This is a genomic window from Paraflavitalea soli, from assembly GCF_003555545.1.
In the GTDB taxonomy this organism is placed as follows: Bacteria; Bacteroidota; Bacteroidia; order Chitinophagales; family Chitinophagaceae; genus Paraflavitalea; species Paraflavitalea soli.
Genome location: NZ_CP032157.1, coordinates 4466888 through 4482794 on the forward strand (window position 1 = coordinate 4466888; position 15907 = coordinate 4482794).

Genomic DNA, 15907 nt, shown 5'->3' on the forward strand with positions numbered 1-15907 from the left:
TATACATACCATTGGTCTACATAAAAGGGTAAGTTGCGGTGTCAAAACGTTGTCATATTCTTGGGAGCCACATGCCGGCAACGGCCCCAAAGATGCCCACTGCCATGGCAAGGGTGATAATAAAAAGAAAGATGGAGAATGACCATTTTTTAGCCGGCGCACCTGAAAATTTAGCTCTAAAATATAAAGCGGCTACGGCTTGCGGAAAGATGTAAACAAATATGCCCAGGAAGGTGAGGAAAGGGCCGGTAAAGGTTTCGGGGTCAAAACCGACTGGCTTCTTATGGATGACGAGCCATAGCATCAGGAATATGCGAAAGAACCATACGCCACTCATGGCCAATAAGAGGTGTACGGCCCATTGGTTGTGCAAATTAATTTTTCGTTGCATGGCATACCTGATGGCAAAGCAGGCACTAACGAGAATGATCAATGCATTGATGGAAATGACTACCTGGGCAAATAGTCCGCCCACTGCTCCCCTTACCCAGGTAAGGTATAAACCGCCGGTACCCATTAAGAAAGCAGCAAAAATGTATACCCTGCCGCTGATCCTGTGCAGGCGGGGGACCTTTTTCCGGATAGCAGGTATTAGTTGTAATGGCCCCAGGATGGTTATCACGGCAGCGAATGCCACGTGTGCACCAAAGACAAAGTTGCCCATCCCATCGCCAGATTGGTAAAAATGGGGGTTGACGGTATTCCACTTCTCAAAGTTCCCCTGGGCTGCTGATCTCCCATACAGCATGATGATATAATAAGCAAAGACCAACTGGCCCAGGTAGGTGACTACAAACCAAAAACGAGTTATATTCCTGAAGGAACGTATTGCTAGTGATTGGGGGCTTTGTTTCATGGCGCTGGAGTATCTGATAAAGATAAACGCCGCCGCCTGCCGACCACTTAACAATTGTTAAGAAATGATCTCGCGCCTGATCCTGCTGAGGCTTTCGGGTTTTATGCCGAGGTAGGAAGCGATGTATTTGAGGGGAACGTTCTTAATTATATTCGGGCTTTCCTTTACCAGTTTCACGTAGCGCTGTTCGGCGGTAAGGTTGGCCAGGTCATTCATTCTTTGCCGGTCTTCTTCCTGCACCTGCTGGAATAAGCGGATGGTGTAGTCTTTTTGGGTGATGCTAGTTTTTGCGGTCCGATCGGCGTCGGCTTTGGTGATCCTCAGTAATTCGCAATCGGTAATGCATTGCACGTATTCATTGGTGGGGGTCTGGTTCACAAAATGAAAATAGGAGGTAAAAAACCGGGGACCATTGTTCAGATCAACTGTTATTTCTTCTCCTTTATCATTGATGTAATACTTTCTCATATATCCCGAAACAATAAAATTATGGTATACGGGAACTTTTCCGGGACTATCCAGCAGGGTATCCTTTGGCGCCAACAGCGGCTTGAAAGACTCCCGGCATTGAGCCCTGTCATGCTCAGGAATATTGATTATCTGAGAGATAAAATCGAAAAGCGAATCGTAATAATGCAGCATTTGCTGAGGTTTACTATAAACGTACAGAAGAACTTATGAAGGAGAAATAAGTCACTCCCCATTCAACGGGTGGCCTATCTCCCAGTATCAATTGCCCTATCAAAAGGTTTGGTTGTTGTGCTATCCTGCAAATTAAGATATTGCTGTTATTCTCCATCGGGATCGATCACATCTATCTCCGCTACGCGGCCCACCTGCCCATCTTCCAGGCGCACTTTGATCCCTCTTGAATGGTATGCCGCAGAGGTAAGCAGGTCTTTGACAATACCATAGGTCAACTTACCTGTTCGCTGGTCTTTCTTAAGAATGATCGCCACTTCCTGTCCGGGATAAATATCTTTTCTATATTGGCCATCCATATTGTTGCTGTTTATCAGCCGCAAAAATATTGAAGGAAAGCTTTATATCGAAAACCTTTTAAGAGGTGCTGTCAACGCTTGGCTCCGATCCCAAACTGATCCCCGGCATGCACGGCTTTGTTTCCCCTGAATTGGATCTCCACCATCTTTTCGCTGGCCACATTGTTATGAAATTCATCCTTCAGGTATGTCAATATATTGCGGGTCTTGATGTCTATTACTTCGCCGCTGGATGGGTAGGCATATTTACCATCCTCGCTAAAAGTGATCCATCCAGGCATATCCTGTAAGGGAATGGTAGTAAGCTGCTGATAAGGGGCTTCGGCACCAAATACATGCAGGCGCATATTGTGGCCATCACAAAGCCATAATTCTTTTTCGTCTGGTGTGAGACCAATACCATGACTGGGATTGCCATGCCGCCTCACCGGTCCACGCTCCCACCCCTGCACAGGTATGTGGGCAATCTTTTTGCCGGTCCTTAAATCGCCCACTTCAAAACCAAGCAGGCTATCGACGGTTACGTATACCAGGGATTCTTTGCCATTGATGGTAAAGGGGCGGATATTGTTGTCAAATGGACCCACCTTGGCTACCAGTTCATGCTTATGGGCGTCGGCTATGTGTAACCAGGGACTTGCTATGTCGTCCAGATAAACAAGGTTACCGGCAGGTCCGTAAATAGTATTGTGGGCTCTTTTGTGCACGGTGATCTTTTTAATGATGTCGCCTGTATTGCAATCGACCACATTCCAAAATGTATTCTCCAGGGATGGCAGGTACATGGTAAGGCCATTGGGTGAAATGGCCATACGGTCGCAGCCGCCATCAAACTTCTTCTCCCATACAATTTTTTCTGTTGTAAGGTCTATGCGTTGCAAGCCTTCCAATGTGGTGATGTAGATGCTGTTGAGTGGGATGCTTACAGCAATGCCTTTTACGTTGGAAGGATTACCATTGGGATGAAGACCTTGGGTTTTGATCCTTTTTACAAAACGGTGGTTGTTGTCGATATCAAAGACGAGGAGGCCATGCCCTCCGTACCCCAGGTAATCGCGGATGCCGGGAGTCGCCACGTACAGGTAGTGCTTCTCCCCCATTACCTTATTTGTTTTTGCAGGTTTATTGCCAGGGACCTGTGCCTGCAGGGCTCCATGGCTCAGCATTACAGAAAGCAGGGGTATAGCCAGGAAGTGTAAGCAATTATATATTATTAATTTCATAAGCCGGGTTTTAATGAGCAAGAAGGGTAATAATAAATATAACTAAAAACCCGCAACAATAAGATCGGTATATTTACATACTTAATCTCTCTTTTATGAAAGTTATCCTTCCTGCCTTGTTATTCATTTTTGTTTTGTCCAGTGTAAGTGCCCAATCTGTTTCTGCCGATACGGAAAAAACAAAAACGGGTCCACTTGTCATACAGCCTGTTAAACACGCCAGCCTGCTGCTAACGACAAAAGGCACTACGATCTATGTTGATCCGTCGGGTGCGGACAATTTTAAGGGAATGGCGGAACCGGGTATCATCCTGATCACGGATATACATGGCGACCACTTTGATCCCAAAACGATCGCTGCTATCAGAACAGCGCATACGCTGATCATAGCACCCCAGGTAGTGGCCGACAAATTAACTGATATTGATAAAGACCATCTTGTAGTGCTAAAGAACGGTGATAAAACCACACAAGCCGGGATAACGATAGAAGCGATCCCCATGTACAACCTTCCGGAAAGTGACAAAGCGATGCATACAAAAGGCAGGGGGAATGGTTATGTGCTGAACATTGGCGGCAAGCGTATTTACATTTCAGGTGACACGCAAGGCATCCCGGAAATGCGTTCACTAAAAGATATTGATATTGCTTTCGTGTGCATGAACCTTCCTTATACAATGGATGTAAAAGAAGCAGCGGATGCAGTACTGGCCTTTCAACCCAAAATAGTTTATCCCTATCACTACCGGGGGCAAGGCGGCCTGAGTGATGTAAAAGGATTTGAAAGCCTGGTCAATGGAGGTAATAAGAAAATAGAAGTGAGACTGCGTAACTGGTATCCCGCGCAATAAACTTATTACATAAGATAATAAACAAAAAAGCCGGCTCATAGAGCCGGCTTTTTTGTTCTATCAGTTTACTACTTCCAACCGCCTCCAAGACCTTTGTAAATATTCACAACGGCATTGAACTGTTGTTTCCTGGTCTCTATGAGTTCGAGTTTGGATTCGAGGGCATCACGCTGTGTCATCAGTACCTCGAAATAATCGGCCCTGGCAGACTTGAACAGGTCATTGGCAATGTCGATGGACCTGGTGAGGGCATCGACCTGTTTAGACTTGAGGTCGTAGCTCTTTTCGAGGTTACTTACATTGGAAAGCTGGGTAGACACTTCCAGGCAGGCATTGAGGATGGTGCGTTCATAATTATACATGGCCTGTACCTGGCGTGCATTGGCATTGAGAAACTCGGCCTTAATGGCATTCCGGTTGACCAAGGGCCCTGCGAGATCTCCTGCCAGGGAGTACAGCAGGGACTCCGGCATCCTAAAGAGGTAGGATGGGTTAAATGCCTGAAACCCTAACCCCGCTGAAATACCAAATGAAGGATAAAACTCTGCACGCGCCACTTTCACATCCAGCTTGGCAGCTACCAGGTCCAGTTCGGCCTGCTTAATATCGGGCCTGTTGGCCAATAGCTGGGAAGGAATACCTGCACTGACGGCGGAAGGCAGCAGCGCTAAAAAGTTGTCCTTACTCCTCGTTATCTCCCCGGGAAACCGGCCTGTGAGGAAGTTGATCCTGTTTTCGGTTTCCTTTATCCTTTGGAGAATATCAAACTCCAGGCTTTGTGACTTCAATACTTCGGCCTCAAATTTCTGAACAGCCAACTCAGTGGCCCTGGCTGCTTCCTTCTGCACTTTCACAATACCCAGGGCATTCTTTTGGAGTTCGATGTTCTGCTTAACAATCTCAAACTGGTTGTCGAGGGCCAGCAATTCATAATAGGAATTGGCTATCTCGCCGATCAGGTTGGTAAGGACGAAATTCCTTCCTTCCACTGTTGACAGGTACCGGGTGATGGCAGCCTTCTTAGCGTTGCGGAGCTTTTTCCAGATGTCGACCTCCCAGTTTGCATACACCCCTACGGTATAATCCATCAGGGGATCGGGCATTTCCTTGCCGGGTTTGATCTCGGTAGTGGCGTCACCGGCGCCCTGGCTGGTGTACCGCCCTACTTTCTCCACGCCAATACCTGCCTTTGCAGTGACTGATGGCAATAAAGGTCCCTGCCTGAACCGGATATCATTCCGGGCGATCTCCACTTCCTGTAAAGTGATCATCAGCTCCTGGTTATTTTTCAGGGCTGTATCGATCAGGTTCACGAGGTTGGGATCGGTGAAAAAACTCCGCCAGGGAAGGGAAGCAGTATTCGTAGTATCAGTGCCGCCGGCATAAGCCGCAGGCACTGCGTTATTCTCTGAGCGCTGGCTGACCACGGGCACCTTGCAACTTGCAGCGGCCAGGCAAACCAGGGCAATGGATTGAACTATCCTGAATTTATACATTGTGATCAATTTCTTCGGTTAAAGGGTTTTCTTCTTCATCTTTTACCAGCATACGCCTTTCTGCAATTTTGCCGAAGATGTAATACAAGCCTGGTATAACGAGCACGCCGAAGATGGTGCCGAACAACATACCACCGGCAGCGGCTGTACCAATGGTTCTGTTACCGATCTTACCCGGACCATTGGCAAATACGAGGGGGATCAACCCCGCGATAAATGCAAAGGAGGTCATCAGGATGGGGCGGAACCTCACTTTCGAACCTTCCATGGCTGCCTGTAAAACGGTTGCCCCTGAGCGGTGTTTCTGCACAGCAAACTCTACGATCAACACGGCGTTCTTACCCAACAAACCAATCAGCATAACCATCGCGATCTGGGCATAGATGTTATTCTCCAGGCCCAACAACTGCAGTAAGAGGAAGGCGCCGAATATACCGGCCGGCAGGGAAAGAATTACTGCCATTGGCAGGATAAAGCTTTCATATTGGGCGGCCAGGATGAGGTAAACGAAACCAAGACAGATGAGGAAGATATAAATAGCCTGGTTGCCCTGGGCCACCTCATCTTTGGAGATACCTGCCCAATCTATCCCGAATCCTCTTGGCAAAGTTTTCTGGGCCACTTCGTTGATGATCTTAATGGCCTCACCACTACTATAGCCAGGTGCGGCAGAACCGCTGATCTCGGCAGCATTGTACATATTGTGGCGGGTGATCTCGGACAGACCATATACTTTGTCCATTTTCATAAAAGCAGAAAAGGGCACCATCTCATCTTTATTATTCTTCACGTACAGTTTCAGGATGTCTTCCGGCAATGCCCTGTATTGGGCGCCTGCCTGCACGATCACCTTGTACTGACGACCGAAATTAATAAAGCTGATCTCGTAGTTACTGCCCACCAGGGTAGACAAGGTGTTCATCGCATTTTCGATGGACACGCCTTTTTGCTGGGCAATGTCATTGTCGACCTTCAACATGTATTGGGGGAAGCTGGCGCTGTAAAAGCTGAATATGGAAGATAACTCAGGACGTTTCTTGAGTTCCTTTACGAAATCGTTGTTTACTACTTCCATTTTCTTGTAATCGCCGGATCCTGCTTTATCGAGCAAGCGCAATTCGAAACCACCGGCGGCACCATAACCTGGTACGGCAGGAGGCAGGAAGAATTCAATGTTGGCGCCTGTGATATCCTTACATTTCTCTTCGAGCTCATCGATGATCTCCTGTACAGAATGCTTCCGTTCGCTCCAGTCTTTGAGGTTGACCAGACAGGTACCTGAGTTGGAGCCGGTACCTTCGGTCAGGATCTCATAACCTGCCAGGGAGGAAACGGATTGTACGCCTTCGACCTCTTCGGAGATCTTCTGTAATCTTTCGGAGATCTCGTTGGTCCTTTCCAGTGATGACCCGGGCGGTGTTTGAATAATGGCGTAGAACATACCCTGGTCTTCATTGGGGATAAAACCTGAAGGCACTTTACCGTTGAGGAACCATATGCCGGCACAGAACCCGATCAACACCAGGAAAGTAACGCTCCGCCTGGTTACGACCTTGCCCAATAACTTCACATATTTTCCCTGGGTCCAGTTGAATCCATCATTGAATCCGGCCAGAGACCTGTCGAGTATATTTTTCTTTTTGTGTTTGCCATGGTTATTCTTCAAGATCATGGCGCACAATGCCGGCGTAAGGGTAAGGGCCACGATACCGGACAAGATGATGGCGGTGGCCATGGTGATGGAAAACTGCCTGTAGAAAGTACCTACGGGACCGGACATAAATGCCACGGGTATAAATACGGAGGCCATGAGGAAGGTGATGGCTATAATGGCCCCTGATATTTCGTGCATGGCTTTCTTGGTAGCCTTCAACGGAGAAAGGCCCTCCTCTTCCATTTTGGCATGGACGGCTTCAATAACCACGATGGCATCATCGACCACGACGCCAATGGCCAGTACCAAGGCGAATAAGGTGATGAGGTTGAGGGTAATGCCGAAGAACTGCATGAACATGAAGGTACCGATCAACGATACGGGTACGGCCATGGCAGGTATGAGGGTAGAACGCCAATCGCCGAGGAAGATGAATACCACCAATCCCACGAGGATGAAAGCCTCTACCAGGGTATGGATCACCTTCTCGATGGAGGCATCAAGGAATTTGGAAACGTCGTAGCTGATCTCATATTCCATTCCTTTGGGGAAGGAATTGGCCTGGATCTCCTTCATCTTCGCCTTTACATTGGCAATGGTCTGGCTGGCATTGCTACCATAGGATTGCTTCAGTACGATGGCGGCGGAAGGTTTGCCATTGAGGTTGGAATAGATATCGTACATGGAGCTACCAAACTCCACATCGGCCACATCTTTGAGGCGCAGCAGTTCGCCATTGGAACTTGAACGCACCACCACATTTTCATATTGCTCTTTGGTAGTGAACCTACCAGAGTATTTCAATACATACTCAAATGACTGAGACCTTTTACCGGAGCTCTCACCGGTTTTGCCGGGTGAGGCTTCGAGGCTTTGTTTGCTCAGTGACTCCATCACTTCATCGGCGGATATCTTGTAGGCCAGCATGCGATCGGGCTTGAGCCAGATACGCATGGCATATTCACGGTTACCGAGGATATCCGCGAAGCCTACGCCATCTACGCGCTTCAATTCGGACAATACGTTGATATCAGCAAAGTTGAACAGGAATTTCTGGTCGGTGTTGGGATCGTCGCTGTACAGGTTGATGTACATAAGCATGTTGGACTCCTCACGGGTAATCTTCACACCTTCACGTACAACGAGTGGGGGCAGCTTGTTTACTACGGATGCTACCCTGTTCTGTACGTTGAGGGAGGCTACGTTGGGATCGGTACCGAGGTTGAACACTACCTGGATGGTAGCTTCACCATCGTTACCGGCATCAGAAGCCATGTATTTCATGCCGGGGATACCGTTGATGGCCCTTTCGAGGGGGATAATCACGGATTTGATCATTAACTCGCCGTTGGCGCCGGGATAATCGGCCACTACATTCACCTTGGGGGGTGAGATGGAAGGGAATTGGGTAACGGGCAATCCGGTAATAGCAATAACTCCGAGAAAAACGATGATGAGTGAAATGACTATGGACAGGACCGGTCGCTGGATAAATTTATTAAACATTGGAACTTTACAATTTGGAATGAACTACTATTCTGCTTTTAACCGGAGATGGGCAATCACTTCTTCAGGTTTCTGAAATTCATAATTGATCTTTTCATCATCTTTTACTTTCTGAACACCTTCCAATAATATTTTGTCATCATCAGCAAGGCCACTATTCACTACATAGAGGTCGGGAATCTGGCCTGCAATTGTAATGTTCCTTGATCTTAACATGTTGTTTTTGTCAACTACAAACACATATATCTTATCCTGGATCTCGTAAGTAGCTTTTTGTGGAATGACCATTGCATTTTTAAGGGGCATGGTCATTTGGATCTTACCGGTTTCACCATGCTTTAAAAGGCGCTCGGGATTGGGGAAGATGGCCCTGAAGGCGATGTTACCTGTTTCGTTGTCGAACTCGCTCTCGATCACTTCCACTTGTCCTTTGTAGGGTAAGAAGCGATTATTGGCCAACAGGAGGTTTACCTTGCTGCTGCCACGGCTTTTTGCATTGGTCTGGTACTCGAGGTATTCGGGTTCGGATACGTTGAAGTAGGCAAACATCTGGCTGTTGTCGGAGAGGCTGGTGAGTAACTCGCCTTCATCGATGAGGCTTCCCAGTTTTTTGGGGAGGCGGTCAACAGTTCCATCGAATGGGGCCCTGATCTCGGTGAAAGAGAGATGGAGTTTGGCGAGGGCAATTTCTGCTTTTGCCTGTTCGAGCTTGGCCTGGGCCATGGCCTGCTCGTTTTTGGAGACGACATTTTTCTCTACGAGGGCTGTGGTATTCTGCAGTTCTATTTCTGCTGCTTTTCCTTCGGCCTCGGCTTTCAGGAGTTCTGCCTCATATATTTTGGGCATGATGCGGAACAGGAGTTGTCCGGCTTTTACAAACTGGCCTTCATCCACATAGATGTTTTGCAGGAAGCCTTTTTCCTGGGCCCTGATCTCAATGTTCCTGACAGAGCGTATCTGTGAAACATATTCTTTGGTAAAGGAAGTATCCACTCTTACGGGGCTGGTAACAGCGTACGTATTGGCTTCCTTTTTTTCTGCTGCTTTGGTAGTGCAGCTTGTTTGATACAAGATGGTCAACAAGCTTGCAAAAACGATGATCTTGTTCATGGCGTTAATAGAAATTGATCGGTTAAAGTTTGGGAATCAGCAATTATCTGCTATAGCCGGCTACTGGCCGGCAGGACGATAAAGAAGGCATTTATGGGTAATCAGATCCTTAGGGCTCTTTGGATAATGTATTTGCAGGTTGAACGGTCGCAAAAAGTTTGCGAATGGATACAACAGGAATAGAGCGCATTCAGATCGGCTGCGTGGGACAGGAGATTGCTCCTGGTGAGCAGCTTGTATTTTTTGGCAGGATCGTTATTGTCATCGTCTTCCTCGACCTTCTCATACAGCAGGTATTCCTCGGGAGCGCCTTGCTCTTTAGGAGTAAATTTGGACTGTTGTAATTTTCCGGTATGGTGAGCAGACAGGTTGTGGAGGGGAGTATGCAGTACGGCTGTACGCATATCATCAAACCCTCTAACCAGAAGGAAACACAGGCATACGAAAAATAGCACTCCTCTCATTTAGGTCTCTACATTGGTTTTGTTAGCGCGAAAAATAATTTAGGCTTCGACGCTTTCTTATGGCAACCAATCGAGGGGCAAAAGTGAGAACTTTTCTGATTTATTTGGGTGTCAATATATTTATCAAATGGTTAATGTCTGGTTAATGAGTAGTTAACAGCCTGCAGTAATTTGATAATATTAATATCAGTATTATTTTTTGCGCTGAAGAATCATGATAAAAAGAAAAGGCCCCACTAAAAAGTGGAGCCTCCTTTCATTGGGTCGAAAATTGTAGAGAGCGCCTTTTCCAATTGATCGTTAAAGATGGTCTCTCGTTTTAGGACACGTGTATGAGTATTAAAAACGGGGCAACTGTCTTACAACGGATTTTGTTCGGTGATACGGGGGTTGTAGTTCAACTCCACCGACAAGGGTATTTGCAGGGTGAACAATTTACCTGCCGGTACTACCAATTGATTGGTATGGTTGGCTGAACCGGTACGGTTGACACCAATATTCCAGCGTTTGTTATCAAAAAACTCAAACCCGGCTTCTCCCCAGAGTTCAATTCTGCGCTGCAACTGGATCTCCCGCAGGAGGGCATCGCCTGTGCTGACCGACTTTACATATGAAGGATCTCTTTCATGTGCCAGGATATACAGTGTATTCTGCGCATTGGCATCCTGACCTGCTTTGGCTTCGGCCTCGGCTTTGGTCAATATCATTTCGGATGTACGCATGAAAATATCATCCTGGTTATAATTCGGAGTATTGGCATCAATGGGCGGGGCTGCGAATTTATAACTGTAATATTTAAAGTGTTTCTCGGGCAATTGGGAGCTGGCATATTTATAATCCACAGAAGCTGCCTCCACAAAGTTCTTTCTCCGGTAATCGGTGGGAGCTATCTGGTCATACAAACGCTGATCGATGGCCAGCCAGGAGGCCTGGCTGCCGCCATAACCACCTTCGCCTTTGATATTCATCCAACCGGGGAAGGAGCTGGTGCCCTTGCCGGTGGCGGTGGAATAATCGTATCCGAAAATTGTTTCGGGCAGGGTGATATTGCTCATGCCGGCGGTGGTGTACTGGGTCTCATTGATGAGGGTTGGATATTCCTGCATTACATAATCAGCAGCAGCAATAGCAGTGGGCCAATCGCCTGTAGTGATGGCAGCACGGGCCAGTACTACGGAAGCTACAGAGGCATCGATATCTGTTTTGCTTGCTTTGTTGCTAAGGCCTGAGCTTTTGAACAGGGCAACGGCTTCTTTGGCATCGGCCAGCACCTGGTCCCAAACATCCTTTGCAGGTGCGCGGTCTTCTTCGCCCGCTACGGTAGTGTATAAGGGTACACCTGCTTTTGTGCTGCCGCCATGCTGGTAATCATCCTGGTAAAGCCACATCAGGTAGGTATAACTGAGGGCCCTCATGGTTAAAGCAGCAGCCTTGTATTTCATGATCAGCTTGTTGGCATCGGTGGTTACTGCGGGATCAAAATTGGCGGGGATCAGGTCTAAGACCTGGTTGGCATAATAGATCCACTTATAATACATGCTCCAGTACAAGGCAGCGCGGGCCTGGTTTTCCTCGCGGTAATTGAGCATCTGGTAATCGGATACCAGCCAGCCGCCATTGGTATGGGCGAGCACCATGTCATTGCCTTTAAGGTTCAGGAGCAGGTTGCATACCAGGTAGTTCCTTGAATCGACGGAATTGACAGGCACGTATCCATTTACCTGGGATACCAAACTGGTAACCATGGGCTCGAGTACGGTGGCAGGTTTTGTTTTGATGATCTCCTGCAATTGCTCGCGGGTCATGGTACCATCGGGGTCGATGTTCAGTGATTTGGAACAGGAGCTAAAGATGGAGATCAGGCTCGCTATGATGATGATATTTTTTTTCATGATTGTTTCATTTAGAGGGTCAGGTTAATACCAAAGGTGATGGTGCGTGTTTGTGGAAAGCCAAAGGCTGCTGTGGTAGAACCACCATCAAAAGACTGCCGTGGATCCAAACCTTTCTTAGCGGAGAAGAAAGCCAGGTTTTCCACGCTGAAGAAAACGCGCAGGGCCTCTATTCCATTTTTCGATGCAATGGACTGGGGCAGGCGATAACCTACGGATACGTTCCTGATATTGAAATAAGAAGCATCGAATAGAGCCCAATCAGAATATTGGCCTTGGGCGCCACCTACGGGCCTGCTATAATAGTTTTGGGCGCCATTCATGAACATGGGGATATTGGAGTCGGGGTTTTCGGGTGTCCATCCTTTCATCATATCCTTGTGAATGCCCAATACTCTTTGCAAGGTCAGGTTCTGGTAAGTAAGAGAAATTGTTTTTCCGCCTATCTGCCAGCTGGTAAGTACGGAGAGGTCGAAACTTTTATATTGAACGGAGGTATTAAAGCCGCCTACCAGGTCGGGAGAGGCAGTACCCAGTTCGAACTTGGTACCATCGTTTCCTTTGGTGGTAACAATATCACCTATTTTCTTTCCGGGATACAGTGACAGGTTATCAGTAGCTCTCAGCTCTTTGTACAACAACCCTTCGCCGGTAGCTTTGTCTACGCCTGCGTATTTGTACATATAGAGGTTGTAATAATCTTTTCCTTCACCACGGAGGTAGTTGCCTTCTTCATAATTGCCATTGAGGGCTTTGGAACCCACGCCTGGTGGTATTTCCAGCAATTTATTCTCATAATGAGAAGCCCTTACGCTCACGTTCCAGTTCCAGTCTTTGCTGCGGATGATATCGTATCCGAGTTCAATTTCATAACCAGTGTTCATGAGGGAGGCTACGTTTTCCAATTTGGAAGCCTGACCGGTAGAAGCGGGCAATGGTTTTGCCCATAACATGTCGACGGTCTTGCGGCGGAAATAATCTACGGTACCATAGAAACGATCCCAGATACGGAAGTCGAGGCCGGCATCGAAAATATTGTTGCTTTCCCAGGTCAATGCAGGGTTTCCAATGGATGCCTGATAGATGCCCAAAACAGGGTTTTCGATGGAACCGGTATTGGAGATGGCCCAGATATCGGTCCAGCGGTTGGCGCCGACATTCTGGTTGCCCAATGTGCCATAACTGGAGCGCAGCTTCAGTTCGGTAAGCCATCCGGCAGTTTTGTCCATGAATTTCTCCTGGCTGATCCTCCAGGCGCCCCCTACTGACCAGAAGGTACCCCATTTGTCGTAGCGGAAGTTGGATGATCCATCGGTACGGATGCTGGCGGTCAAATAATATTTGCTATCGTAATTGTAGCTGGCCCTGGAAAGATAACCTTCCAATGCTGAGCTAACGCCATTACCGGTAAGGCTATTGATACGGATAGCGTTGGTCATATCGGGATTGTTGGGGGCAAACATCAATGATTTGCTACCGCTCATGTTGTCGCCGCGTGTCCAGCGGTATTCATGACCTGCCAATACATCGATGGAGTGGGCACCCAATACTTTCGTATAATTGATGGTCTGAATGGTATTCAGGTTCATTCCTTTGGCCCAGTAACCGGAAATAGAGCCCTGCAGATCTCTTGCTGCTGTGCCGCTCTCATTATTGCCGTATGTTTTGTTGTAGGTATAGATATTATCGAGTGAGAAATCGAGCTTAACGCGGAAGTCTTTCAGGAAAGTGCCTTCGAGGAAAGCACGGCCGGAGAAATCATCGGAGGTGAGCTCGGTGAGGTCTTTCTCAAAATAAATGGCGGGGCTGTAACCGGTAAAGCTGGCGCGTTTGGTAGCACCATAAGGAGACCAGGTTTCGCCAGTGCCCAGGTCGTACATGATATCGCCATTGGCATTGCGCCTGATGCTGCCATCCTGGTTGTGTGCGAAGAGTGGCCAGGTGGGTGCGAAATAATCTTTGAATGCAAACACGTTGTTGTTGACGGTACCGCCTGAATAGTTGGGCACATTGGAATAGCGACGGGAATAAGAGATGTTCATACCGCCTTTGAGCCAGGAAGTAATGGCGGTGTTCACCTTTAACCGGGCATTGTAGCGGTTGAAGTCGGAGCCCATTACGTAAGAGGGATCGCTCATATACCCTACAGACAGGAAGTAATCTGTTTTATCATTACCTCCGCTGAGGCTCACATTGTATTGCTGGCTGAAGGTTTTCTTAATGAAATAATCGTTCCAGTCATCATGATAGAGGAGTTTAGCATCGGGCCTTATTTTGCCGGTTGCGGGATCGATGAGGGTGGTGCCGGCAGGGATATCATAGAGCATGTAGTTGCCCAGGTTGTTGGGGTTTTGCAAGGCAGCGCCATTGGCAGTAAACAGATTCTTGCTGGCGTACTGGCGGGCATCTGCATCATTGAGGTGCAGGCCTGCAGCAGCGGCATCATTGCTATACCTTACATAATTATAGATACCCTTCCAGGCCAATTCATAAAACTCGGCAGGATCTTTCACCATATCAAAATCGGGTATGCCCTGGCTGTTTTGTCCCAGGCGAACATCGAAGTTGATCTTTGTTTTACCCCGGGTACCTTTTTTAGTGGTAACGAGGATCACGCCGTTGGAAGCGCGGGAACCGTAAAGTGAGTTGGAAGCAGCATCTTTCGAGATCACAATGGATTCGATATCGGCGGGATTATAAGAGGCCAGTGGGAAGGCGCTGGGTACTCCATCGACCACCACGAGGGGGTCGGAACCTGCTGACAGGGAACCCAAACCTCTCACGCGGATGGAAGCTTCGCTACCCGGCTGACCGGTAGAAGTAGACAGCTGCACACCGGACACCATTCCTTCCAATGCTCTTGACAAAGTAGACACGTGCTGCTGGCTGATGGCTTCTGCTGACAGGGTGCTGACGGAACCGGTGAGGTCTTTCTTCTTCACTTGTCCGAATGCCACTACTACCACTTCATTGAGGGAAGCGGGCAATGCTTTTAACTGAAGAATGAAGGCGCCTCCTACAGCTTTGGACAGGACATTTTCGCCCACTGATATGGTGCCGCCTGCGGGGATAGCGATCAGTTTTGATACGGGTATCTCCAAAGGAGTAAACCCTACAGAACTTATGACCAGGATGGCGGACTCATCGACATTGGACAGGGAGAATTGTCCGGTGGCGGTAGAGGTAGTGCCTTGTTTGGTATTCTTTACGGAGATAGAAGCAGCGCTAATGGGCTCTCTTGTTTCTGCATTGACCAGCTGTCCTGTAATATGGATATCCGGCACGGCTACGCTATCGGGGGCTTTTTCCTTTGGAACGGGCTTCCTCATCATGACGATGGTCTTGTCTTCGAGCAGGTAAGACAAAGGTTGATCGCGGAGAGCCTTCTCCAGGAAATCCTGGAGGGACATACCAGTTGCCGTGATGGTAACGGGTTTGGTGTTCTCCAATAGTTCTTTGTTACAGAATACAATAAACCCGGTTTGTTTTTTAATGGCAGTAAATACTTTTTCCAGGGGCATGTCTTTCCCGGACAAAGTGATGGTTTGTGAGGTTACATTAGCTGAAACCTGCAGGCAAAAAGCCAAAAGGAAAAAAGAACTTAGTTTCATTGCCTTAAGAATTTTGCTTCTCCTGCTACCGGAAGAACTCTTCCCTTCGGATAGCTGGCGAAAAATCCTGGTGAGGGAGCATAGCTTGCTCCCGCTTGCAGGATAAACAGTTTTTTGCATAACTTACAAGAGTTTTGGTTATTAAAGAATCCGTTAGCCAACGGTTTAAAAATGCCAGGACGATACACTTCCTTTAACAAGCAAGTGTTTATATCCGGGTCATGTTGCCGCATGATCCGGTTT

General features: G+C 47.8%; 11 protein-coding genes. 1 reads left to right on the plus strand and 10 read right to left on the minus strand.

The features are described 5' to 3' along the window. Positions 1–52: 52 nt before the first annotated feature. The 4 genes from D3H65_RS16675 to D3H65_RS16690 all read right to left on the minus strand — a co-directional run bounded on the left by D3H65_RS16675 (position 53) and on the right by D3H65_RS16690 (position 3080). Positions 53–856 (minus strand): DUF2306 domain-containing protein, encoded by an 804-nt coding sequence (locus D3H65_RS16675; protein ID WP_162915670.1) that lies wholly within the window; start codon positions 854–856, stop codon positions 53–55. Positions 857–913: 57 nt separating this feature from the next. Then, complete coding sequence (locus D3H65_RS16680) at positions 914–1498, minus strand: Crp/Fnr family transcriptional regulator (RefSeq protein ID WP_119051394.1); 585 nt, start codon at positions 1496–1498, stop codon at positions 914–916. 146 nt (positions 1499–1644) lie between these two features. After that, positions 1645–1857, minus strand: coding sequence for a YwbE family protein (locus D3H65_RS16685; protein WP_119054545.1), 213 nt, complete (start codon positions 1855–1857; stop codon positions 1645–1647). Between the two features lie 71 nt (positions 1858–1928). Continuing rightward, positions 1929–3080: a YncE family protein gene (locus D3H65_RS16690; RefSeq protein ID WP_119051395.1), complete on the minus strand. Its 1152-nt coding sequence runs from the start codon at positions 3078–3080 to the stop codon at positions 1929–1931. Between the two features lie 95 nt (positions 3081–3175). On the opposite strand from D3H65_RS16690, the gene D3H65_RS16695 reads away from it, so the two are divergent. Next, a complete protein-coding gene (locus D3H65_RS16695) occupies positions 3176–3931 on the plus strand; it encodes an MBL fold metallo-hydrolase (protein ID WP_119051396.1) in 756 nt (251 codons plus the stop codon). 68 nt (positions 3932–3999) lie between these two features. Here D3H65_RS16695 and D3H65_RS16700 read toward each other — a convergent pair whose 3' ends face one another. The 6 genes from D3H65_RS16700 to D3H65_RS16725 form a co-directional block, all read right to left on the minus strand. After that, positions 4000–5427, minus strand: a complete 1428-nt coding sequence (locus tag D3H65_RS16700) for a TolC family protein (protein ID WP_119051397.1) — start codon at positions 5425–5427, stop codon at positions 4000–4002. Further along, positions 5420–8587, minus strand: coding sequence for an efflux RND transporter permease subunit (locus D3H65_RS16705; RefSeq protein WP_119051398.1), 3168 nt, complete (start codon positions 8585–8587; stop codon positions 5420–5422). Before D3H65_RS16705 ends, D3H65_RS16700 begins: the two co-directional genes overlap by 8 nt. A 27-nt stretch (positions 8588–8614) precedes the next feature. Beyond that, positions 8615–9697: an efflux RND transporter periplasmic adaptor subunit gene (locus D3H65_RS16710; RefSeq protein ID WP_119051399.1), complete on the minus strand. Its 1083-nt coding sequence runs from the start codon at positions 9695–9697 to the stop codon at positions 8615–8617. 101 nt (positions 9698–9798) lie between these two features. Next, complete coding sequence (locus D3H65_RS16715; RefSeq protein WP_119051400.1) at positions 9799–10101, minus strand: hypothetical protein; 303 nt, start codon at positions 10099–10101, stop codon at positions 9799–9801. A 419-nt stretch (positions 10102–10520) separates the two neighbouring features. Continuing rightward, a complete protein-coding gene (locus D3H65_RS16720) occupies positions 10521–12053 on the minus strand; it encodes a RagB/SusD family nutrient uptake outer membrane protein (protein WP_119051401.1) in 1533 nt (510 codons plus the stop codon). Between the two features lie 11 nt (positions 12054–12064). Continuing rightward, positions 12065–15664, minus strand: a complete 3600-nt coding sequence (locus D3H65_RS16725) for a SusC/RagA family TonB-linked outer membrane protein (protein ID WP_162915671.1) — start codon at positions 15662–15664, stop codon at positions 12065–12067. Between the last annotated feature and the right edge of the window lie 243 nt (positions 15665–15907).